We start from the raw sequence: 23,141 nt of genomic DNA on the forward strand, positions 1-23,141 counted from the left end.
AGATGGGGCGGCCTGACTGTGCTGGCACCGGTCGCAACAGCGCCCCGCACTACATCCTGTCGGCGAGACGGCTGTGCAAGGCCTTAGAAAAATGCTAGACCCAGCAAGAAGCTCGTTGACTGCAGCATGCGCTTCGCACTCGACTACATGTATAGCTAACTAGCCAGCCTTACTACCTGGTTGTTGCTCAAGCGGGTGATTTTTGAAAACAGCGCACTCCACATGACCCATCGGGTTACCCGGGTAAGCAAGGATCTATGCCAGTATCCTATCCACACGAGCACCTGGGTTGTTAATTTCCACGCAAAACTGGCCCCCAGGAGGTTCGGATAAGAGTTTGGACTGGTGTTATGCGGCTAGGCCTAGTTTGTGCCAGTATTTCACAGGACTTGTCGTTCAGTCCCACAGAGAGATGGTGCGGATGAAGTCTAAAGCGGCTTGGGTCTTTTCCCATGCCTCGCACATCGGCCGGAATGGTGTCTTCCACCTGAGCGCCTTCAAGTGCTTGCCGAAGTTGTAGCTTTGAACGAAGGTCTGGACATGCTCCCGTCGTTGCTCCAGTCCCTCGTACTCGTACGCCTTGATCGTGGATTCCCTGAAGGTCCGGTTCATGCGTTCGACCATGCCGTTCGTCCACGGGTGATACGGCTTGGTATGCGTTTTCGCGACGCCATTGAACTTGCAGATGCGCTCGAAGATGTGACCGATGCATGTGTCGGTGACACCGCCTCTGAAGCATTCTTGTCCCGTAAAGGCCATGCCGTTTTCCGTCAGAAGGGAATGCATGCGGTACAGGAAGGCCCCAAGCACCTGTCGAAGGAACTTTGCTGCATTGGCTTTCGTGGCCCTGTCAAAGAACGCGGAATGCGTGAATTTGTGACGCGGTCTATGACGACGAACGTGTGCTGTTTGGTGCGGGAGACCTTCATTTCGGCGCTGTCGATGGGCACGAAGCCCAGCGTCGCTTCTTCAAACTTTCCGTGCCTTTGTGACACCTGCGTTATGGGCTGTCAACTGATTCCGTGACGCTGCAGGCATCGATGCAAGGCGCTACGGCTGAGCTTGGATGCTGTCCCATGAGATCGTCCAGCGACAGATGCCCTTGCTTGCGCAATGCAATTGCCAAGTGTTCTTACTCTTGGGAAAGATGCTGGCTTGCTCTGTCCCGAGGCCCCATGGGCTCATCGAGAACCGAGGTGCGTGCACGCCACTTGGCCACGGTCTTGGGGTTGATGCCGTAGAACTTGGCCAAGAACCGATGGGAGCCGGTCGCTAGCTGGAGTTCTGCGCGGATACGCGGCGTCGTGCGGGCGCTACCATGCAGGCGGATTGCCATAGTGCTTTCTCCTGTTCCAGGCTGAAGAATGCACCATGACTTCCTGGGACCGTACATCTAAGCGACAGAAGACGACGCGAGCGAGGCAGCAATACGTGCGTCAGGGCCTTATCACGCTCATGGTTGAGGGACATAACGGGCGCGCGGACGCCACAGGCCAGTCGCGCCGCGCTGCTCCTGTACGTGCGCCGCCCAGCCAGCCATGCGCGCCACTAAAAAGAGAACCGCAGCCGACCACACGGGCAGCCGAAGCCCGCGCACCAGACAGACAAGTCCGAACTCATGCCTGGGATGGTCTGCGAGGTTTTCCTGCGCCCAAGCGACGAAATCGAACACCTGTCTCATGTCGAAAGAGTCGTCAGCCAAGTCGGCGGCGATGGCAAGTAAGTGCCTCGCGCGCGGGTCGCCCCCCTTGTAGAGAGGATGCGTGAACCCCGGTATCTGCTGCCCGCTTTGGTGAAGGCGAATGGCCTTTTCACGCAACGCAACCGCCGTCGGTCTTGCCGTCAGAAAGCGGTCAACGATCGCATAGTGCCCGGCGATCTCGGTCCCGGAGCTAGCGCAGATGCCCGCGGAAATACAGTCGAACAGGTTTGCCCCACCCGATGCCGCGGCCCGAACAGCCAGGGTGCCTGGCGGCAGCTCATGGTCTGCAAGGAGCACCAGCAGCGCGTTCACCGCGCGGCTCCGCTCGAGCGTGGCCTCGCATCCGAAGGAGCGAATGAGCGTCGACGCGATCAGTTCCGAACGCTCCGGCAGCGTCAGCGCGTGTACGGGGCTGACACAGCCTAGCGCTTGCGCAATGGCAGAGATCAGCAGATGCGGCTCTTGCACCACGCCACCAACACGACCGCCGCTGCCCGACAGCTTGCGGGTACGTCCCAGCTCAAGGGCCAGCATTGCGATCGCCCCATACACTGTGTGCGGGTCGGTGCCGTGCAAAATCCGCAAGCCAGCTTCCCGAGCGCGAGCCAACTCCCGCGGAGGGATTATCCAAGCGCCAATTCTGGCAACGTCGAGCGGAGCGCCCCATAGCAACTCGCAAACGCGCTCGAATGGAACACCCTGGCGCGCGAGGTCACTAGCCAGATAGCCTCGGTATGCTGGGCCAGCCTCGGTGATTTCTGTTATTCCGCTGCTAATGATGGGCTGCCCATGGTCCATCGCGCCAGCTGCCGCAGCAGCATGGCCTGCACGGGCCGCCGCACGCGCAATGACCCGCTCAACGTCCGCTCGGCTGTATAGGTGCGCTTTGGTCCCGGGCTGAGGCACACTACGAATTGCCCCTCTGCTCACATATGCGTAGAGCGTCTGTGGTCGAACGCCCAGGAGGGCAAGACTAGCCTTCGCATCAAGGAAGTCAGGGTGTCGAGAGGACGTGGAGTCAGAGCCTGTGATCATGGGGTCCCACGCAATCCAGACCTGCAATGGCAAGGGATTCCATAAAGCGTGCCATATCTACATGGCTCATATTTATTAGCCATCTAATAATTTTACACGACAGATGGAATCTACCGCAGAGAGCGAGCTTAGCCAACTGCCGCATGGGACATGGCATTTAGCCTATCTACAAAGATTCTCAAAAGCGTCTTGCTCTATGCGGGTCAGCGCCTAGGCATGAGGGCTAGCGCCTCCACGGGTTAAGGCTTTGGGGAACCTTGGACAGCCGCTCTCCTCGTGTCATCTTGGATACACTCGTCATTCGCAAGATTCTCAATAATCTTCAATAGCGAGCGCCGCACGATCCCGACATGCGCATCCGACAGAGACTTAACCGCCAGTGCGTTAACCTCCTCGGCCATAGGCACAAGCTTTGCCTTGAGGCGCTTGCCTGCAGGCGTAAGGAATACGTACATGCTTTTACGATTGTCGGGCCGGTGCCTTCGCACGACATATCCTAACTCTTCCATGGCTTTCAGTGCAATGGCCGTCGTGGGCGCCATCACTCCTGCCTCAACGCTCAGCTCCGCCTGGGTGAGTCCATCCCTTTCCCAGAGGATCCGCAGAAAAGTCCAATGGCCGAGCTGAACATCGTAGCGCGCGAGACGATTCTGCAGTGACCGAAGAAATGCGCGCGTCGCGTCTTTAACCAAGTGAGCCAAGCGATCGTCAGGAACGCCCTCATGCCAGTGCTGCAGGATTCGGCTCGCCATCTCTGCTGATTCTGTCCTTGCTTTCTTAGCCAATGTTCATCCCTCAATGCATACTAACAGACACTTTGCCTGATTTATTCCCCGCAACACAGGCAACGAGCGACTACGTCTACACGAGCCGACAGGTACAAACAAGGGGGAGAAGAATGAAAAGGTACGAAACCAGGCCAAGCGAGCTTAGCAAATATAGCACTCCGCATTCCTTAGTTCCGAACTCCACCACTGCAGAAACAGAACACGCAGCAATACGGCACCACTGGCAAAATTGAAAGTACACCTGAGCGGCAGTACCGTAAGCCGCCGACTGTAGGATAACCGCCCCAAAATGACATACAGCAGTCAGCAGGATCAGGCTACTCTGTATCTTAAATCTCTGAGGAGGGCGTTTTGCAAGAACGTACAAGGTGCCCGCCAAGCGCAAGCCTTGTGCATTGCACCGGCACACATATGCCCTAGGCTAGCACCGCCTTTGCAGAGTATCCCTCACTAGCGTACGCAGCCAACGATGCGCCGGATCCTGATGGTGGCGCCTGTGCCATATCTGAATTATTTCCACGCTCGGCGACGCGAACGGCAGCGGGATGGCCGTTATACCTTCCTTGCCGTCAAACGCACTGGCCAGATCCATCGGAATAATGGCTGTCAGCTCGGTTTGCGGAATGATGGTCAACAGGCCAAGATAATGGGGAACCGTGGCCACCACATTCCGCTGCACGCCCATTGCAGCCATAGCCTTCTCAATGACCTCCTGGCTACGGCCTTCTGTTCTGACCGCAATGTGCTCCGCGGCTTGGAACGAAGCGATATCCATCTCGCCGCGCGCGGCGAGCTCCCTGTCGCCCGTGATGCACAGAAATCCGCTATTGCGCAACAACCTCTGCTGAAAAACACCTCCACTAGTGATATCGGGAAAGTACCCAACGGCAAGATCGACACCTCCTGATTCCAGACCTACCTTGAGCTTTTCCACGATAGGGGACACCGTTCTCAGGCGAACACCTGGAGCCTGCTTGCGTACAGCATTGATCAGCAGCGGCAAATAGCAAGTTTCGCCGACATCTGTCATGCAGATCGTGAATATGCGCGAGGAAGTACGCAAGTCCAACGCCACCTTGGAAAAAATATGCTGGCGGGCGAGTTCGAGGGCTTGCCGGATCGGCTCAGCGACCTCCTGCGCCCTTAGCGTAGGCTGCATCTCGTTCTTAACACGCACGAACATTGGATCGTCGAAAGCCTTACGCATCTTCGACAGCGCGTGGCTCATAGAAGGTTGACTCAGGTGCAATTGCTCGCCAGCCTTAGACACACTGCGGGTTTCCATGAGCGCTTCGAAGACAATTAGCAGATTCAAGTCCTCTTGAGAAGGCGTCATTTTGTCCACGCTATGCAATAAGTCTATAGTTTGAAAAGTTGTTGGAGTTCCAGCCTTAGCCAAGCACCTTACATGCACTGCATCCGGAATCATGCATGCGCATAAGGCCACTGCAAAATGAGGCCAGACACAAGGTACTGTCGTCAGACCAAAGGAGACTCTTATAACACTGACGTCTTGCTCGCCTGTGGCCATCGCAGAGGAGAGGCCACATAGGGTGGAGCTTCCGACCACTCTGTCCGCACCTTTCTCTTACGCAAGCACTTCAGCGCGGCAGTTCCACGTCTTTACCCGAGCCGGCCGAGTCGAGCAACGCTAGACATACCTCAAGCGTAGCGCGCGCCCATTCGCCATCATGCAGCGGCTTGATCTCGTTAACCACAGCGTGGTACAACTCATCAATAACCTCGAAACGGGGCACCACCGGCCGCTGCAACGACCGCCGCTCCTTGGCGAGGTCTGCGTACACGCAGACACTGTCCGGTAACGGGCGTATGTCTCCGCGCTCGCACGACACCACTATCGGGCCAAAATGTTGGTGCCAGATAGGCTGCGCATCCATTGCGGCAGCCACATATCCAGGACCTCCATAGGTAGCAGCAGCCTTGAGGTTCGCCTCCTCCTGTGCTGAGCCCACGGTAGCCAGCTTGCGGCGGGCGGCGCCATATGCCTCAGGAGACTTGTCACCGCCCATCTCGCCAATCCAGTCGCACCACTCGTCGGAGTCGAAGTGCCCGTAGCCGTTATAGGAGATGCTGGCGAACGCGCCCCCCTCGAACCACAGCAGCGCCGAATAGGCACCCTGGGTAGGACGCATAGGATCCCAGTCACCCGTGATGGCTCGAACCCTCCTGACCCGAGTGCCAACCAGCAAGCGCACAATGTCGACTTGGTGAGCAGCCTGACTGAACACCACGCCACCGCCCTCTTCAGTGCGCAGTTCCTCGGGACGACGCGGTCGGTAGAGAAAGTCGGTGTAATTCAACGCGTGGACCATACGCACGGGCCCCAGCTCCCCGCTCTGCACGATCTCTCGAGCGCTCAGGTAGGGTGTGTCAAAGCTGTGACAATGACCGACGATCAGGTGTACCCCTGCATCACGGCAGTGCTGGATCATCTCGTCGCAGTCGCCAAGGGACAGCGCCATCGGTTTTTCCACAAGAACATGCTTGCCGTGACGTGCTGCAATGCGTGCCTGCTGCGCATGAAATTGGTGTGGGCTGGCGATATAGATAGCCTCTACATCCGGATTAGATGCCAGGCCTTCAATGTCCGGGTACACCGGAGCACGGAAGTCGCTCGCAAATTGAGCCCGCGCCGATTCGCGCGGATCGCAAGCAGCCACCAGCTTTATCCGCGGGTCCTGCTGGAGTGTCGGCAACATAAGCGTGAAGGCGCGCCCGAGTCCGGCGACACCCAGTCGAAGTTGGTGGCCGGCGTTCACAGGTCGATCACCAATTCGTCTGACTTAGCCCGAGAGACGCAGATCATGATTTGCTTGTCCATCTCCTCGGGCAGCAATACCATGTCTCGATGATCAGCCTCGCCACTAAGTAGATTCGTGCGGCAGGTGCCGCAAGTACCGCTCTCGCAAGACGCCGCTGCATTACAGCCATGCTCACGAAGCACAGACAGAATCGACTTGCCGACTGGTACCTCAAACGCCGCGCCGGAGTTGGCCAGTTTTACCATGAAAGGCTTGTCGTCTGGCCGCACTCCTCCGCCTTCGTTAAAGCTCTCGAAATGTACGTTGGTCGGCGACCAGTGCCCAGTCATGTCGCGCACAGCTTCCATCAGCGGGCGGGGGCCACAACAGTATACGTGGGCGGAATTAGGCTTTTCAAGCTCGGGCCACAGGTCGAAGACGCGCTCAGCGTCCCCGTGACTGTGGTGGATCCGCACTCGCCCCTTGAGTTCGGGGGCTCCAAGCTCTTCACGGAAGGCTGTGTTTTCGGGAAAGCGCGTCAGATAGATTAGCTTCCACGGCGCAGGCGGCAACTCACCGAACGAACGGATCATGGAAAGGATCGGCGTGATGCCAATACCCCCGGCGATAAAAAGGTAGCGCTTGGCGTTATCCACCAGCGGAAATGCGTTGGAAGGAAGCGATGTAGGCAGCGTGTCGCCTTCCTGCAGTTGCTCATGCATTGAAAGTGAACCGCCCTGCCCTTCGGGGTCGCGCTTGACGGCAATAACATAGCGCTTTCGCTCTGTCGGGTCATTGCAGAGCGAATATTTTCGCAGCATGCCGTTAGGGGCTTGCACCTTTACATGCGAGCCGGGAGTGAAGGGGGGTAGATCGCTGCCATCGTCATGCACCAACTCAAAGCTGCGGATATCCAGCGCCAAGTCGATGATGCGAGACACCCTCAACGGCATCTGCGTATCGGAGTGAGTATGCGTAGAAGACATTGTGAAATCTCTCTTATTCGGCCTTGAGTTGGGCCCGCTTAGCCGCGTCTGTCACCTGCGTCTTCTCGGCACGTAGTGCCTGCCTCAATTGCTCCACCGAGCCGCCTACTGGGTCAACACCGGCAGTGCGAAGCTGTTCAATGACTTCGGGCATCTTCACAATCTTGTCAATCTCGGCATTTATGCGGCTAACCACTGCTTCAGGTGTATCCTTCTTTCCTAGAACCGCAACCGTAAAGGCAAAGTCAAAGCCAGGAATCTTTTCGGCCAGCGCTGGCATTTGCGGCACTAGAAGGGACCGCGCTGAGGAATTAGTGGCCAGAAGCCGAGCTTGACCTGATTTGACAAACCCCATGAGCGATGGTGGCGAAGCGAAAACCATGTCAACCTGCCCCCCGATCATCGCAGGCACCGAGTTGGCGCTTCCCTTAAAAGGGACGTGTGTCATCGTGAGGCCTAAGCTAGCATTCATGGCCTCTGCCGTGAGGTGGTGGATGCTGCCTGTGCCTGCTGAGCCATAGTTAAGCTCTCCCGGCTTGGCCTTCGCCAGCGCGATGAGTTCCTCCAGCGTCTTCGCCTTAACCTTCGCATTGACAGCAAGGAACAGCGGAGCCTTGCCGACGAGCGAAATCGGGACAAAATCGCGACCAGCGTCGTAGCTAATCTTCTTTGTTAGCAGCGGCGTAATCGACAGCATTGGTCCATCGGTCACCAGCAGCGTGTAACCATCTGCCGGCGCCTGCAGTATCGCTGATGCCGCCACCGCGCCACCGGCGCCGGGCCGATTATCGACGTAGACCGGCTGCCCCAAAACATCGCCCAAAGGGCGAGAGAGGATACGAGCCACTGTGTCAGGAAGACCACCCGCAGAATAGGGAACTATCAACTTGATAGCGCGGGTCGGGTAGTTTTGAGCGTACGCGTTGGAGCTAAATGCAAAGGGAGCCAGAAAGGCCATCCCAAGCAACTTGATTAGGGTTTTGCGTCTCATGGGGCTTGTCTCCACTTATGTTCTTTTGGATTTAGATGCTGTAGCTCTCATAGGTTGCGGGATGGAACAGCTCACTAACTGGAACCAGTCTGGATGACAGGCCTTGCTCGTAGTGACTACGAACGAAGGTCTCCAGGGTCCTACTTGCCGGCGCCACACCATAGGACCAGAAATCCTCACCCATAGCCACGCGTGCAGCGTGCAGTTGCTCTTCAACGAATGGAAGCGTGACCTTGGTGGCCGAGGTATCGGAAAGAAGCTCCAAAGCCACAGCCTTGGACTGGGTGAAAGCCTTCACAATCGCAGCTGCCAGCCAAGGGTGCTTGGCCGCCAGATCTTTTTTAATTGCCGCCACATGCATGATCGGAAAGACGCCTGTACGACGGTAATAGTCCTTGGCTACCGCAGTCGGATCGTCGAAGAGCCAGCCAATATTTGGGTTGGCCAGCGCTGCCCGACTGGGTGGACGGGGGGCCATAAAAGCGTCGATCTCTCCTGAATCGAGCATTTGCGAAATCGTTGCCCCCTCGGGAGCCTGTTCAATACGGATATCAGCTGGAAGCTGCAGTTTGACTTTCTCAGGGCGACCGGGCGTCTCAATGCCTCCGCGTACCCAGGTCACATCGGAGGGACTGACTCCGAAATCGTCTTGCAAGACCGCTCGTGCCCATACATTAGCGGTAAGTTGATACTCAGGTACACCAATGCGCTTGCCCTTCAGGTCAGAAGGCTCCCTAATACGGTCCTTGCGGACGTAGATTGATGTGTGCCGAAAAGCCCGCGACAGAAAGACCGGCAGCGCGATATAGGGACACTCACCGCGCGAGTGTTTCACCAAGTAGCTGGAGAAAGAAAGCTCGGTGACGTCGAAGTCAATGCTACGCATCGCTCGGAAGAACATCTCCTCGGGATTGAGGAGCATATACACTGGGTCGACGCCATCTATTTGCACACGGCCATCGAACAATGCTCGAGTACGGTCGTAGTCGCCCATCGCGACGGAAAGTTGGAGTTTACTCATGGGATCAGGACTTCACGGAATAGGAGGGTTCGAACTCGGGGCGATCCTGGCCATCCAGCCAGACATAGTGAGCGTCGTATGTGCGCCAGTCGGTCGTCTTTGGGACGATGGCTTGGAAGGAACAGACTGTTGGCGTCGCCGCTTCGACCCCCGTCCCGATGGCAGGTGCCCCTTGCTCGAAGGCCTTCACCGCGTCGAGCATCTGCTTGCGAAATTCCACGATAGCCAGATCGCTTGCGCCCAGGCGGTCATGGGTACGGTCGGCGATGGGCCCCATAGTCAGCCACATCGCGACATCTTGGTTAGGGAAACCAGTGATGCCAGTGAAGTTACCGGCCTTCATAGCGTTACGGTCCTGCCAGAATTTGTTTGCTTCATTGCGCAAGGGACGGTAGTTTTGATCCAGGTCGACCCCCACCGTCTGACGCAAAAACTTGCGCCAGGTTTCAGTCTCCGGCGTTTGCGACGGATGGCCCCACGCGATGAAATAGAACGCCGTGTTTGTGTCATCCATCGGCACGTTGATGTTGGCCACGTTATAGAGGTTGTTTGGCGGGATCAGCGCAGTAGCCGGGGCCACGAAAACCGTGGAGCGCACGTAATCGTTCTCCGCAGCATTCGAGAGCGGCCGGCGCAACGCGGCATAGCGAAAACCGTAACCGGTACGCTGCACCTGCATGCGCGGAGCCTTGTCGGTCGAGGGACGCAACCAAGTCTTGTCGGTAGCCTTCGCGCCATCGACCCGAGCCGGCACCATATCTGAAGAATGGAGACTGGAGCTATGGGCTGAGTCGATAGCGCCTTCGAGAATCTGCGCCCAGTTGCACGGCAGTAGCACCTTCGCGATGCTCACCCGCGTGTCGGCCGTCGGCGCCCATGCCGGCGGCAGGAATTCAGGCATGGTTTCCTTCGGTCCCATGTAAGCCCACACCATACCGGCCCACTCTTGGGTCGGATACGCGGTGTGCTTAACCTTGTCAACCATGCCGCTGGCTGCTGGCTCGGACGCCATCTCCAGCACGTTGCCATCGACATCCATCTTCCAGCCGTGGTAGAGGCAGCGCAGACCTCCCTCCTCGTTGCGACCGTACACCAACGAGGCTCGGCGGTGAGGGCAATACTCGTCCATGACACCGACGCGGCCCTCACTGTCGCGAAAGACCACCAGATCCTCGCCGAACGCACGCGCTTTCACTGGCGTTCCGTCAGGCTCGCCCACCTCCTCCACTAGGCAGATGGGCGTCCAATGCCGACGCATGAGACGCCCCATCGGTGCGTCTCCTTCAACGCGACAAAGCAGTTCGTTTTCTTCGTGGGTCATCATGATGTGTTCTCTCCAGGAGTGATTAAAGGTATCGAACTAGGTCGCCAAGGCAGTCTCAGATTGGCGCCCCTTGCGCAGCACTATCGGTTTAGCGCCGTGCTGCAGCTTGCAAAGCCAATGAGAAAGGGCCGAGTCGAGGTGCTGAACATGGGCTGGAAACCAAGCAGCCAACTCGTCCGCCAACCGATATGCAACGCTGACTTCGCCGGTGCAATCCATACGCCGGAGCACACCTCGAAGCGTTGAAAGCACGGCATCGTGCTCACGAATGTGACAGTCGCGTGGAGGAAATTGCGTAGCGAGCATCAACTCATTCTCAGCCTCAAAGTGCGATGTCGCATGCGTAAGCACTGCTTCAAGCGTTTGCGCCATATCGGAAGCGCTGGCACGCTGCATGCGTTCGATTAGCCAAGCGAGCCGCTCGTGCTCATCATCGACTGCCGCGAGTCCTAGCAATAGCGCCTCTGACCAGAGCGGCGGTGATGACTCAATAGGCATCTGAATAGTCAAAGCAGACATCGACATACACAGCCGGCAATTTTTTATTAGACACCTAACAATTCTAACAATGCAAGCTCGTCTCGGCAATGAATTTCACCCCGGGGTTTCCCTAAAATTATTTGTCAACTAACAATTAGTCATTCCGCCTTTACACGGAACTACGGGACTCAATCAATGACGGCGCAAAAAGATGGCTGGCTGCGAATCGCCAAGCGGTTATTTGCAGATTTGAGCCGGGACACCGAAGCGACGTTGGCGATGCCGCTGTGCGGCCGTGGCAGTTGTAGTGGTGCTGCCAGTTCGCCAGGGCACGAGCCACTCAGCAGAGTTCTGGTACGTCAGGCCATAGGCCCACTCACTTAGCTCTGACTGGATGGACCGCTCGGCCTCGCCATTGGTCTATGGCCGGTGCGATCTGATGAGCTTTTGCCGCACGTCCAAAGCCTCGCAGGCAGCCGCAAACACCTTCCACCGGAAAGCTGCACTGCTGTCAGTCAGCAGGCATTTGATGCACGCGTGGTCAACGATCGCCACAAACAATGTCTCCCGGCCTGTACCCTCGACCGAGTCTCGCCGGCCGCCAGTCACTTGATGGGTGGGTCTGACGATGCTCCAGAGCATCCTGGTGTCGATGTGCAGCATGTCACCAGAATCCTTGTCCTCGCAGCGCATAACGGACTCGGCAGGCCCCTGAGGCGAGAGAGGCCAGCACGGCCCCATGTGCGCGCAAACCTAGCACAGAGCAACGCAAGGTGGCAAGAACCACGGAGATGTACTTCCAAAGTGCCATTGCGCGATAGATCCGGCGGGTGCACGAGATGAGACAGTGGGATACCTTCCTGCCGGCAGCCCACCTGCAAAGCAGGCGTGCAGGATTGGTACGTCAAGCGCTGAAAGTACCGGGCCGAGAACACCAGCTTCAATGAGTTCACGAACAGCCTGAGTACGATGGTCAAGGCCCAGGTGCGCGTCGGGTAGCGCGGTGTTGCACGCAGGAGGCCAGGCCATGGTCTCCTACGGCCCGGCGCGCCCACAGGGGACACCAAGCCATGTGGTCGTGCCCGGCTCAGTCCTCGCTTAGAAGACGGCCAGCCTGGAGGTCAGAGCTTATCGAGGCGCACCGAGCGGTCGGCGAGCATATCTGCCGACGGGCACGCGCCCTGCTTGAGCCAACGCTTGGCCACCTTGATGTCCCGCGGTGCATTCACCGAGATCACGCTGCGCAGTCGGCCATCCGAGATCTGGAACATGGAGAACGCGCCCTCCTCTGCAGACCCGCGCAGGGTGCCCTCCAGGTCGTTGGACGGAGTGCCGAGGACCTGCAAATTCAGGTTGTACTGGTCGGACCAGAACCACGGGATCTCGTCATATGCCCCGTTCCCGCCGGCGATCGCCTTGCCCACGGCGATCGCCTGGTTCTGGGCGTTGGCCCACGACTCGAAGCGCAGACGGCAGCCCGCCCAGGAATTGGGCTGATTCGCCACGTCGCCGGCCGCATAGATGTCGGGGTCGGAGGTCCGACCGGACTGGTCTACGACAATGCCGTCCCGGACCTCGAGCCCACAGGCTTCGGCCAAGCTGGTGTCCAGGACCAGCCCGATCCCGACCACGACCGCATCGAACTCCTGCGACTCGCCGGGCAGTTGCACGGCCAGAGCGCGCTGGAGTCCCACAGAAAACGATGTGATTGTTGTCGACAGGCGGACCTCGACGCCCTCCTGGCGGTGCTTTTCGAGCAGGAACTCCGAGAATCGGGGGGGAAGCGACCGCGCGCACAGGCGCGGCCCGGCCTCCAGCAGCATAACGTTGACCTGCTTCTTCCTCGCCGTTGCCGCGATCTCCAGCCCGATCCATCCGCCCCCGATGACCAGCAGCCGGTTGCCGGGAACCAGGTGCCTGGCGATGGCCCGGGAATCCTCGATCGTGCGCAGGGCATGGACGCTGGGCAGGTCCGCGCCGGGACACGACAGCTGCCGAGGGCGCCCGCCGGTGGCCAGCACGAGCTTGTCGTAGTGGACCAGCGAGCCATCCGCGCACCGGACCAGGTGGCCGGCGCGGTCGATGCCGACGGCCTCGACGCCAGGCCGGAAGTCCACGCGCAGCGCCTCGCACTGCTGTGCGGTGAGAAGCACGGGAGGGTGCTCCTGCGCTCCGCTGAGTACCCCCTTGGACAGCGGGGGGCGCTCGTACGGCGCATGCGGCTCGCGGCCCAGAAGGAGGATCCCTCCCTCATGCCCTCCCTCGCGCAGCGACCGGGCAACCCAAGCGCCGGCCTGGCCGGCTCCTATGATGACGACATCCATGACTGTTTCCCGTTGCATCGCTCAGTGGACCGGCCGCAGGAAGATCACCCCCTGCTCGACCTTGACCGGATAGCAGTGCAGCGGCACGGTGCATGGGGCGCCCACCGCACGGCCACTCCTGATGTCGAACGTACCCTCGTGCAGCGGACACTCGATGAGACAGGAGTCAACCACCATGCCCAGCGACAGGTCCGCGTCTCCGTGCGTGCACGTGCCGTCCGTGGCGAAGATGTCCCCGCCGAGGTTGTAAAGGCACACTCGCTTGCCGTCGAACTCCACCGAATGCGTGTCGTCTTCGTCGATATCGGAGACGTTGCCGACCTTGATCCATTCATCTTCCATAATGACTCCCATTTGTTCCTGTGCCTTACGCCGCCTCGGACGTCATCACGTCGATGTAGTGATTCTCCATGTGGTACAGAGCCTCCTCCAGCGGAGACATCGGACCGGGCTTGAAGAACTCCGAACCTGCGCTGTTCTGCATGCCCTCCACCATCACGGCATCCTCGGCGATGATTTGGCGCACGAAGCCGACATATTTCTCCATCTCCTCGTCGTAGTTCGGGATCGAGAAGGCGCCTTCGGGGAACAGCAGGTAGCAGATGACCCGGGTCTCGGTGGGGGAGATCGGCCAGATGTGCCACATGCGAACGCTGTCGGCGCGCATCGACAGGTTCAGGTTGGGATAGATACCCGCCTTGCAGGCAATGCCACTGGGCTTGTCCTGCGCCCAGGGCAGGGTCGGGAAGACCTGATCACCGGACGTCGAGTGGGGCCGGGCCTCGTACTGGGTATGCCATCCGCCGTTTCCCAGGAGATTGAAGCGCACCTGCTCGCCCTTGACGAAGCCGCCGAAGGTTCCCTTGTGGATGACGCCGACGTGGTAGATGTCGATCAAGTTCTCGACCAGGAATTTCCAATTGCACTTGACGTCGATCTCGACCTTCTGGGCAAGCCTGCAATGGTCGGTCTGGAACCACCACAGCGGCTGCTCGAACGGTGCGATGTAGTCCTCGAAGGACATCGGCTCATCGCTGAAGTTCACGAAAATCCAGCCGCGCCAGACCTTGACGTGCAACTGCCGCAGGCTGCAGTTCTTCAGTTCAACCTCCGAGGCCTTCATGCCGGGTGCGACAACCAGCTTGCCGCTCACGTCATACAGCCACGCGTGGTAGGGGCAGCTGAATTCCTTCGCATTGCCGCGGCCGACGGCGATCTCCACGCCCCGGTGCAGGCACTGGTTCATGTAGGCCACGACCTGATCGGGCGCCGGACGGGACACAACGATCGATTCCTTCATCACCTGGAAGGTGTAGTAGTCGCCAACATTGGGGATCTCTTCGACGCGCCCCACAGAAAGCCAGTACTTCATAAAGATCTGCTGCTTTTCCATGTCGTAGATCTCGGGCGAGCTGTACACCTCGCCCGGCAGGTGACGTGCACTGAGCAATTTCTTGCGAGTTTCCTTGAACTTGGGGCGCAGGTCCAGGAGCTGTTGTTCGGCTACTTGCATCGTGGTCATCCTTTCAGAAATGCGTTGATCGTGCGCAGCGGATACTAGACAATACATTGATTAATGTATAGATCGATATGAGAATCGATATATTCTATCGGGAGAACCCTATGCCCTTGAATAATCCCTCTGAGAGCGCACGTCCTCAGCGCCAGATCAACGACGTCGACTACGTCGGCAGCGCCGAAGCCATGTCGATCCTGGGCGTGCGGCGCGAAACGCTGTACACCTACGTCAGCCGCGGACTCATCAAGACGATGCAGCGCCCGGGCGTGAAGGCCAAGCTATACCGCAAGGCCGATGTCGAAAAACTCAGGAGCCGGGCCGTTGCCCGCTCGGGCGGGCCCCAGGTCGCACACTCCCTTCGCTATGGCGAGCCGATCGCGCAGACATGGATCAGCGAGATCACCGCCCACGGCCCGCGCTACCGGGGGGTGCTCGCGCGCGACCTGGTGCGCGACGGCCGGTCGTTCGAATTCGCCAGCGAGCTCATCTGGACGGGACTGCCGCGCACACGGGACATCGCATGGCCCCCCCTGCAGGACACCCGCCAAGCGGAATCCCTGGTCAATCTGGCCTTGCATTCGGCAGAGCACGTCACGCCGCTCAAGCTCCTGTCGATGCTGACGACCTCGCTGTCGGCATTCGAGCGGGCCGAGGACGACATGCAGACGGCCGGCTTCGCAGCCTGCCGGAGGCTGTTGCAGACGCTGGCCGGCACCGCGGGCGTCTTCGGTCCCAGGGCTCAGTTTTCAGCGCCCCGAGACGGAGAGTTCATGGCGCAGTGCGTAGCCCGCGGGCTGGGCCTGGGCGACAGGCCCGATGCTGTGCGGGCCATCGATGCAGCGCTTGTGATGTCCGCCGAGCACGAACTGTCGGCCCCGACGTTCGCCACGCGGATCTGCGCCTCGACGGGAGCGGATCTGCATGCCTGCGTCGCGGCCGCGATGCTGACCCAGTCGGGGTCGATGCAGGTCGGGGGGGCCGTCGAGGTGGAGGCGCTCATCGATGCCCTGCCCTTCGGACTGGAACCGGAAGACGCCCTGCCGCTGGCGGCGGCCTCGGGCTTCAAGAGCAACGAACTGCCCTGCTTCGGACACCCTCTGTACGACGGCGAGGATCCGCGCTCGGCAGTGCTCCTCGACTTCATCGGACGCCTGGACACGCATGGACCGGACACGCCGAGGGTACAGGCACTGGTGGCCGGTGCACGGCAGGCAGGGCAGCATCCGAACGTGTTCGCCGCCCTCGTGATCCTGTGCAAGGCGATCGGTCTACCCAACGGAAGTGGCGCGATGCTCCACACCTTGGCGCGCACCAGCGGCTGGATCGCCCATGCGATGGAGCAGCGCCTGACCGGGGCCATGCTGCGCCCGAGGGCCAAATACATGGGTCAACACCACCCTCGGTGAGGCCGCGCGCGCCAGGCCCCCTGCGACCGGGGCAGGACCGGCAGGGAACGCCATGACCGGTGGCGCCCCAGGGTTCGCCAGGCGTGTGCGCTAACTGACCAGAGGTCGCAAGGCCCTGCTCAATGCACACCGAGCGAAGCCCAGTGCCAGCACGGCCTGCTACCGCGTCAAGCGCAAACCGGCAAGCACGCGGTGAGCGCGAGGCCCCTGCGCCGTCACTCCCGCATCACCAGCGCTGCCGTGGCCCTGCGGACCAGGGGCAATGCAAAGAGCAGGGTCGGAAAGGCAATCATCCACGACAGCGCCCATGCGCTCAGCCAGATGTAGAAAAAGCCAGGAGTCAGGCCGATGCTGCGCAGCGTCGTGACGGCCGACACGATAAACGTCATCAAGACCGACAGCAGCAGCGGCATCACCAAGGCCGCGTAAGTGGCGGGGAGTTTGGCGAAGCCAAAGACCGTGCGGGATTGGCATGTTGGAGAAGGAGTTTCGTTCTTCATGGGTAGATCCAAAATGTGTGTTGAGCCCCGCGGTCGGGGCTGCCGAGGATGCCGTCCAGGCGGCCATGGAAGCGAGCGCGCCCACCAGGATTAACGGCACGCCGGCCCATGCCCTCGGATACCAGTTGTCGATGGAGTCTGGTGCCGTGCAGGACCCGCCAGTGGCGGGCGCAAACGACAGAGGAGCCTACCTCCGGCCTCTTCGCCGCATTGCCCTTCTGTCGAAGGGTCTCCACCGAAATCACAGCGCGCACGCCGGACAAGCACCCATCGCTTTTTGCCAGGGTATTCCTTGTCATCCACGTGACGTCAATCAGGCTGGGAGCGCTCCTCCCGAAATCGCCTTCCTGAACGGCTGGGCAGTCCCGGAAGAAGGAGCGATAGGTGTTGCTCCGCAGTTGATGCGCCAGATCAGGCTCTTCCTTCGTCGACATGGGCTCTCCTTCGTTTGGTTAGCAACTCTGCGTCGCAATGTTAAATTATTGTTAGATAGCAAACTAAAATTATCCGTCATATAAGCTCTACGTCATATGATTTCCGGCCGTTACATCGCGAGCACCTCGACGACTTCATCAGCGTCTACAACTTCGCGCGCAGGCTCAGGACTCTGCAGGGCTTGGCACTCTGCGAATTCATCTGCAGACAGTGTGAGCGGCTCAGGATTGATCCGATCCATCCAATGCCGGCACTGAACACCTAGGGCGTGTTGAGATTTAACGTGAATTGATCACAGCCGATACCAACGTGATGACAGCAGCGAAGCTGCTGTCTGTCTTGTCGCAGCGCATTGCAATACGTTTGAACTCCTTGAGCTTGCAAAAGAAGTTCTCGATCAGGTGCCGCCACTTGTAGACCTCTATATCAATCTGCAAGGGCGCTCGCCGATTGGACTTATGTGCAATCACCACTTGGAAGCCCTGTGCCAGCAAGCGTTGCTCCAGCCAGTCTGCGTCAAATGCTTTATCGGCCAGCAATGCCAGCAGATCTATGCCTTCAAGCAGTTGCTCTACACCTTGAAGATCATGTCGTTGGCCTGGCCGCAAAACAAATCGGATCAAGTTCCCAAGGGTATCTGTCAGCGCCAAGATCTTGGTGGTCAAACCACCTCGACTGCGACCTATGGCCTAGCCCGCAGACCCTCTTTTGCACCATTACCATGCCGGTGCACTCGCACCATCGTTGCATCCAACATCACGTATTCCATGTGCGGTTGATCGCTGACTGCATCAAACAGCTTTTGAAAAACATCAGCTTTGACCCAGTCGCGAAACCGCTTCAAGACGGTGCTCCACTTACCAAACTCGGGTGGCAAATCTCGCCAAGGGCTACCTGTTCGTGTAATCCAAAGCACTGCTTCCAAGAAGAGTCGATTGTTGGAGCCACTGCGTCCTCGGTCTCCAACCTTCCCCAAACACAATGGACTCATACGAGTCCATTGTCCATCTCTCAAAACATATCGCATCACCGCGATGATTGTCACGTAGCCGCGGAGATAAAGGATCAAATCTCAACAAATCCTAGTCGAACACGAGCTTCGCAACCACTCCACGCAGCCATTGGTTCGCCGGGTCCCTGTGTGCGCGCCGATGCCAGAACTGCCGCACATCAGCTGCAGGAATCTTCAGTGGAACCGGAAGGATCTGTACACCCCTGACGTTACGCGCCGCGTTGCGCGGCACGGTGACCACTAGGTTGGACCGCTCGACGACGTCCGCCGCGACATGGTAGTGGGTCACGCGCAGGATGACCTTGCGCTTGGCACGCATCTTTGACAGGGCACGCTCCACCAAGTCATCCGCATGGCCCGTCGCCACGGCCACGTGCTGGGCCTGCAGAAACTGTTGCAGCGTGAAGTCGCTACGGATCGACGGATGCCGCTTGCGCACGAGGCAGCAATAGGGATCACCAAACAGGCGCTGCTGGTAGAAGCCCGACTTCAGAAAGGCAAGATTGCCGATCGCGAGGTCCGCCTCGCCGCTCTGCAGCAGCTGCAAATACTCTTCATTGGGTCGTCGCAGCGACTCGATGCGCACATGGGGCGCTTCTCGCAGCACCTCCGATATCAGCCGTGGCAGAACAATGGCCTCCCCCGCGTCGGACATGAGGATTTTGAACGTCCGTTCCGACTCCCGCGGGTCGAATCCGTGCGGTCTCTCCAGCGTCTGCTGAAGGATCGCCAGCGCCCGGCGAACCGGACCGATGAGTTCTTCGGCTAGTGCCGTCGGCTCCATCCCCCCCGTCGTCCGCACGAACAGCGTATCGGAGCAGGCCTTACGCAGGCGCAGCAGCGCATTGCTCATGGCCGGCTGCGACAGGCCCGCAGTGATCGCCGCCCGCGACACATTGCGTTCCGCATAGATGGCGGCGAAGACCCTCAGCAGGTTCAGATCGAAGGTTTTGATATTCATATCCTGAATTTTATTTCTCTCTAATATCGATTAGACATGGTTGGTGTAGGCAGTGATCATTTCCCCACCGAAGCAAGAAAGGAAGAGAACCGATGGGGACAGAGATCAAGACACCCGTGCTGATTGTGGGTGGAGGCCCGGTGGGCCTGTCGGCGGCAATCGAACTGGGGTGGCGGGGGATCGAGTCGATCCTTGTGGACGAAGGCGACGGGACAATCGAACACCCGCGCACCGGCCTCATCGCGGTGCGCACGATGGAGTTGTTCCGGCGCTGGGGGCTGTCGCAGCGCGTGCGCGAATGCGGCTTCCCGGAGGACTATGACCTCTCGATGTTCTTTTGCACGTCGCTCAATGGCCTGCTGCTCGACCAGGAAAAGTATCCGAGCATGCGCGACGCACCAACGCCGCCCGAGACACCCGAGAAGAAGCAGCGCTGCCCACAGTTGTGGCTGCAGCCCATCCTCACCGACGCGGCACGCTCCGAGCCAAAGACCCAATTGCTCTTCAAGCACCGCTTCGTTTCGCTGCTGCAGGACGACCAAGGCGTCACGGCGGTCGTCACCAACCTGAACACAGGCGAGCCCTTCACCATCCGCGCGCAGTATCTACTCGGCTGTGATGGCGCCACCAGCCAGGTGCGTGAACAGGTAGGCATTAAGATGGAAGGCAGACTGCTCAGCTACTCCGTGAACGTCCTGATCCGCGCGCCGGGCCTGGTCGACAAGCACAAGCTGGGCCCAGCCGAGCGCTACCTCTTTGTGGGCCCGGAGGGAACCTGGGGCAATCTGACCGTCGTCGACGGGAACGAGATCTGGCGCCTGACGGTGCTGGGCTCGGAAGAGAAGATGGATCTGAAGAACTTCGATCCCGCAGCCTGGGTTCGGCGCGCGATCGGCCGCGACGACGTGGAGTTCGAGGTGGACTCCGCCATCCCGTGGCGGCGCAGCGAAATGCTCGCAGATCGCTACTATCAGGGCCGTGTCGTGCTCGTGGGAGACTCCGCCCACACCATGTCGCCGACCGGTGGCATGGGCATGAACACCGGAGCGCAGGAGGTGATGGACATCGGCTGGAAGCTCGAGGGCCTCATCAACGGCTGGGGCGGCCCTGCCCTGCTGCGCAGCTACGAGTTGGAACGCCGGCCGATCGCGAAGCGCAACATCGACTTCTCCACGCAGAACTTCAGGGCATGGCGGGACACGCCCAGCCCGGCGGCCGTCTGCGACGCGACCCCCGAGGGCGAGAAGGTTCGCAAGGACCTCGGCAAGCGCCTGCGCGAATCGACACGCGTGGAATGGGAGTCGCTAGGCCTGCAGATTGGCCATCGCTACGAGGGCTCGCCGATCTGCGTTCCTGATGGCACACCACCGCCCCCGGACGAATACTCGACGTATATCCCGACGACACGCCCCGGGTCTCGCGCACCGCATGTCTGGCTAAGCGATGGCCGATCGACGCTCGACCTGTTCGGCGATGGGTTCGTGCTCATGTGCCTCGACCGCAAGCTGGATGCGGATGCGCACGCGCTTGCCAATGCCTTCGCCGCCAAGAGAGTTCCCTTCCGGATCGAGTTCATCGCTCAGGCCGACGTGGCGGCGGCATACGAGCGCCCCCTGGTCCTGGTTCGGCCCGACGGGCATGTCGCATGGCGTGGCACCCGCGTGGAACTCCCGGGCCAGGTGGTAGACACGGTCCGAGGCGCCGCATAGAGCAGCCCCCACCTCACAAACCCAAAAGAGACAAACCGATGAAGACTAAACTGCCTAGCAGCGCGTTCAAGGCGGTGGCAACTGCCCTCCTGGGCTCATGCATCGCACTAGGCGCGCACGCCAACGGCTATCCGAGCAAACCCATCACGCTTGTCGTCCCCTTCCCCCCCGGGGGAAGCAACGACGCCCTGGCACGCACGGTAGGCCAGAAGCTCAGCGAGTACTGGAAGCAGCCCGTTCTCGTGGACAACCGGCCCGGTGCTGGCGGCAACATAGGCACCAAGCACGTGGCGAAGGCCGTACCCGACGGCTACACCCTGCTTGTCGTCGCCAACAATTTTGTCACCAACCCGTTCCTCTATCCAGACGGGCGCGCAGGCTACGACCCGGTCAAGGAATTCGTCCCCGTCACCCAGCTGGGCCGTGTACCGTTCGTACTGGTCGTCAATCCAGGCGTTGCCGCCAAATCCACCCAGGAACTGATCGCCCTGGCCAAGGCCCAGCCCGGCAAGCTGTCCTATGGCTCCGCCGGCATCGGCACCCCGCACCATCTGACGGGCGAGCTCTTCAAGAGCCTGGCCGGCATCGACATGGTGCACGTGCCGTACCGCGGCGCCCAGCCCGTGGTCACCGACCTCATCGGGGGTCAGATCCAGGTCCTCTTCGGCGTCGCGAATTCGGTGCTGCCCCACATCAAGACCGGTGCCTTGCGGCCGCTCGCGGTGACGGGCGAGCAGCCCCTGTTCTATCTTCCGAACGTCCCGACTGTCGCCAGCGCCGGCTTCAAGGGCTTTCGAAGCGAGGTCTGGATAGCTCTGGTCGCACCGGCGGGCACGCCCGCCGACGTAGTGGCCAAGATCGAGGAAGCGGCGGGCCGGGCTCTGCGCGATCCTTCCGTCAAGGCGACGCTGGAAGCCCAAGGGCTAGAACCAGCCCCCTCGACCCCGACGGCCCTCAAGGCCTTGATGCAGGAAGACACGGCACGCTGGTCCAAGGTCATCAAGGATACCGGCGCAAGAGCCGAGTGATCCGAGCCGGTGAAGACTGTGACTGAGAGCCGCTAATCTCACTTCCCTTTGAGATCAGCCAGAAGCATTTATGCTTCTGGCCCTCAGGCAAGACAACCCGTTAGCAAAGAACTGTGGCGACAGTTGTAGCCCCTGATCCCAGCCTTCACGCCTTCCGTCAAAGGTGGCGCACGTAAGCTTCACCGTGAGTGATGAAGCAGCGCTCAGTGGCATTCTGTTCGTGCTGCAAACCGGCATCCCATGGGAAGACTTGCCTCAGTCCTTGGGTTACGGCAGTGGTATGACCTGCTGGCGGTGCTTGCGTGACTGGAATACCAATGGCGTCTGGCAGCGTTTGCACCAAGCCTTGCTGGTGCGTCTGCGCGAGCATGACCAGATTGATTGGAACCGAGCAAGCATAGCTGGCTCCACGGTGCCAAGCCCCCGGGGGGCCAGGAAACGGGCCCCAACCCCACGGACAGAGGCAAGCTTGGCACCAAGCGCCACCTCGTCGTAGATGCTAGAGGCATCCCACTGTTGATCCTCGTCAGTGGTGCCAACAGGCATGACTCCATGATGTTCGAGAAGTGGATGGATGCGATTCCTGCCATTACGGGCTTGCCGGGGCGGGCACGCAAGCGGCCGGAGAAGCTGCATGCGGACAAAGGCTACGACTACAAGCGCTGCCGTGCCTATCTCAGACGACGAGGCATTGCCAGCCGGATTGCCAGGCGAGGTGTCGAGAGCAGCGAAAAGCTAGGCAAGCATCGCTGGGTTGTAGAGCGCACACATGGCTGGTTTGCAGGTTTTGGCAAGCTACACATCCGCTTTGAAAGGCGGCTGGATATCCACGAAGCGTTGCTGAAACTGGCCGCTACGATCAACTGTGCTCGCTTCATGGATCGGTGGTGTTAGCCGCTCTGAATAGAACCCAGGCTCTCCGAAGCGACAGATCGGTTGAATCTATTAGGGAACCTCTGCATACATCCGTCGATACAATGAGCGACGGATCAAAATCTCGAAGGAAGCAAGGAGCCCCGTCTAGTCCAGCATATCCTCGAGATCGCTGTATAACCCGTCCAATTTTTAGGTCACATCCCCACCTTGAGCTAGCTAATCAGGATCAGCATAAATCGCAAATATAACATCTGACGATTTCCTCTCAATTACTGGATGGAT

Annotated in this window: 19 protein-coding genes and 3 pseudogenes; 5 read left to right on the top strand and 17 right to left on the bottom strand. The window is 59.6% G+C overall.

The features are described from left to right. Window positions 1–409: 409 nt before the first annotated feature. From EAO39_RS18405 to EAO39_RS18470, 13 genes and pseudogenes are all read right to left on the bottom strand, one after another. Window positions 410–1,336: pseudogene (locus EAO39_RS18405) on the bottom strand (integrase core domain-containing protein); the annotation flags it as partial. 117 nt (window positions 1,337–1,453) lie between these two features. Next, entirely contained in the window at window positions 1,454–2,737 is a 1,284-nt protein-coding gene (locus EAO39_RS18410) for a citrate/2-methylcitrate synthase (RefSeq protein WP_346427107.1), read from the bottom strand. 239 nt (window positions 2,738–2,976) lie between these two features. Next, window positions 2,977–3,489, bottom strand: a complete 513-nt coding sequence (locus tag EAO39_RS18415) for a MarR family transcriptional regulator (protein ID WP_043374577.1) — start codon at window positions 3,487–3,489, stop codon at window positions 2,977–2,979. A 457-nt stretch (window positions 3,490–3,946) separates the two neighbouring features. Then, window positions 3,947–4,861 (bottom strand): LysR family transcriptional regulator, encoded by a 915-nt coding sequence (locus EAO39_RS18420; RefSeq protein WP_120970395.1) that lies wholly within the window; start codon window positions 4,859–4,861, stop codon window positions 3,947–3,949. A 265-nt stretch (window positions 4,862–5,126) separates the two neighbouring features. Continuing rightward, a complete protein-coding gene (locus EAO39_RS18425; protein ID WP_043374582.1) occupies window positions 5,127–6,305 on the bottom strand; it encodes a Gfo/Idh/MocA family oxidoreductase in 1,179 nt (392 codons plus the stop codon). Then, on the bottom strand, window positions 6,302–7,273 hold the full coding sequence (locus EAO39_RS18430) for a PDR/VanB family oxidoreductase (protein WP_043374584.1): 972 nt from the start codon (window positions 7,271–7,273) through the stop codon (window positions 6,302–6,304). The genes EAO39_RS18425 and EAO39_RS18430 overlap by 4 nt, the downstream gene beginning before the upstream one ends. Window positions 7,274–7,286: 13 nt before the next feature. After that, window positions 7,287–8,264 (bottom strand): tripartite tricarboxylate transporter substrate binding protein, encoded by a 978-nt coding sequence (locus tag EAO39_RS18435; RefSeq protein ID WP_043374586.1) that lies wholly within the window; start codon window positions 8,262–8,264, stop codon window positions 7,287–7,289. A gap of 31 nt (window positions 8,265–8,295) precedes the next feature. Next, window positions 8,296–9,285 carry an ABC transporter substrate-binding protein gene (locus EAO39_RS18440; protein WP_120970397.1) on the bottom strand — a complete coding sequence of 330 codons (990 nt, stop codon included), beginning with the start codon at window positions 9,283–9,285 and terminating at the stop codon, window positions 8,296–8,298. Between the two features lie 4 nt (window positions 9,286–9,289). After that, window positions 9,290–10,609, bottom strand: coding sequence for a Rieske 2Fe-2S domain-containing protein (locus tag EAO39_RS18445; protein ID WP_003054408.1), 1,320 nt, complete (start codon window positions 10,607–10,609; stop codon window positions 9,290–9,292). Between the two features lie 36 nt (window positions 10,610–10,645). After that, the gene (locus EAO39_RS18450) at window positions 10,646–11,134 is read right to left on the bottom strand and encodes a hemerythrin domain-containing protein (RefSeq protein ID WP_080731569.1); all 489 of its coding nucleotides are present in this window, start codon (window positions 11,132–11,134) and stop codon (window positions 10,646–10,648) included. Between the two features lie 1,076 nt (window positions 11,135–12,210). Then, window positions 12,211–13,413: an FAD-dependent oxidoreductase gene (locus EAO39_RS18460; protein ID WP_051962226.1), complete on the bottom strand. Its 1,203-nt coding sequence runs from the start codon at window positions 13,411–13,413 to the stop codon at window positions 12,211–12,213. A 21-nt stretch (window positions 13,414–13,434) separates the two neighbouring features. Continuing rightward, the gene (locus tag EAO39_RS18465) at window positions 13,435–13,755 is read right to left on the bottom strand and encodes a non-heme iron oxygenase ferredoxin subunit (RefSeq protein ID WP_051962318.1); all 321 of its coding nucleotides are present in this window, start codon (window positions 13,753–13,755) and stop codon (window positions 13,435–13,437) included. A gap of 25 nt (window positions 13,756–13,780) precedes the next feature. Continuing rightward, window positions 13,781–14,926, bottom strand: a complete 1,146-nt coding sequence (locus EAO39_RS18470) for an aromatic ring-hydroxylating dioxygenase subunit alpha (RefSeq protein ID WP_043376751.1) — start codon at window positions 14,924–14,926, stop codon at window positions 13,781–13,783. A 110-nt stretch (window positions 14,927–15,036) separates the two neighbouring features. On the opposite strand from EAO39_RS18470, the gene EAO39_RS18475 reads away from it, so the two are divergent. Continuing rightward, on the top strand, window positions 15,037–16,338 hold the full coding sequence (locus EAO39_RS18475) for a citrate synthase (protein WP_162989615.1): 1,302 nt from the start codon (window positions 15,037–15,039) through the stop codon (window positions 16,336–16,338). Window positions 16,339–16,553: 215 nt separating this feature from the next. On the opposite strand, the gene EAO39_RS18480 is transcribed toward EAO39_RS18475, so the two are convergent. Both EAO39_RS18480 and EAO39_RS18485 read right to left on the bottom strand, forming a co-directional pair. Beyond that, a complete protein-coding gene (locus tag EAO39_RS18480; RefSeq protein WP_043374600.1) occupies window positions 16,554–16,838 on the bottom strand; it encodes a DUF2798 domain-containing protein in 285 nt (94 codons plus the stop codon). Beyond that, on the bottom strand, window positions 16,835–17,272 hold the full coding sequence (locus EAO39_RS18485) for a hypothetical protein (protein ID WP_120970404.1): 438 nt from the start codon (window positions 17,270–17,272) through the stop codon (window positions 16,835–16,837). The genes EAO39_RS18480 and EAO39_RS18485 overlap by 4 nt, the downstream gene beginning before the upstream one ends. Window positions 17,273–17,388: 116 nt before the next feature. On the opposite strand from EAO39_RS18485, the pseudogene EAO39_RS23025 reads away from it, so the two are divergent. After that, window positions 17,389–17,538, top strand: a pseudogene (locus tag EAO39_RS23025) (IS481 family transposase); the annotation flags it as partial. Window positions 17,539–17,551: 13 nt separating this feature from the next. Here EAO39_RS23025 and EAO39_RS18490 read toward each other — a convergent pair. Next, window positions 17,552–18,309, bottom strand: a protein-coding gene (locus EAO39_RS18490) for an IS5 family transposase (protein WP_120971248.1) whose coding sequence is annotated in 2 segments (ribosomal slippage) — window positions 17,552–17,964 and window positions 17,964–18,309 — 759 coding nt in all. Because the reading frame shifts where the segments join, the coding sequence is not laid out codon by codon here. 46 nt (window positions 18,310–18,355) lie between these two features. Next, window positions 18,356–19,246 carry a LysR family transcriptional regulator gene (locus EAO39_RS18495; protein ID WP_043374606.1) on the bottom strand — a complete coding sequence of 297 codons (891 nt, stop codon included), beginning with the start codon at window positions 19,244–19,246 and terminating at the stop codon, window positions 18,356–18,358. A 92-nt stretch (window positions 19,247–19,338) separates the two neighbouring features. Between EAO39_RS18495 and EAO39_RS18500 the strand changes: the two genes are divergently transcribed. From EAO39_RS18500 to EAO39_RS18510, 3 genes and pseudogenes are all read left to right on the top strand, one after another. Further along, complete coding sequence (locus tag EAO39_RS18500) at window positions 19,339–20,955, top strand: FAD-dependent oxidoreductase (protein WP_120970406.1); 1,617 nt, start codon at window positions 19,339–19,341, stop codon at window positions 20,953–20,955. Window positions 20,956–20,993: 38 nt separating this feature from the next. Then, complete coding sequence (locus EAO39_RS18505; RefSeq protein WP_120970408.1) at window positions 20,994–21,983, top strand: tripartite tricarboxylate transporter substrate binding protein; 990 nt, start codon at window positions 20,994–20,996, stop codon at window positions 21,981–21,983. A gap of 132 nt (window positions 21,984–22,115) precedes the next feature. Beyond that, window positions 22,116–22,877, top strand: a pseudogene (locus tag EAO39_RS18510) (IS5 family transposase). Window positions 22,878–23,141 lie beyond the last annotated feature (264 nt).

Source organism: Comamonas sp. lk (assembly GCF_900564145.1).
Taxonomy (GTDB): domain Bacteria; phylum Pseudomonadota; class Gammaproteobacteria; order Burkholderiales; family Burkholderiaceae_C; genus Comamonas.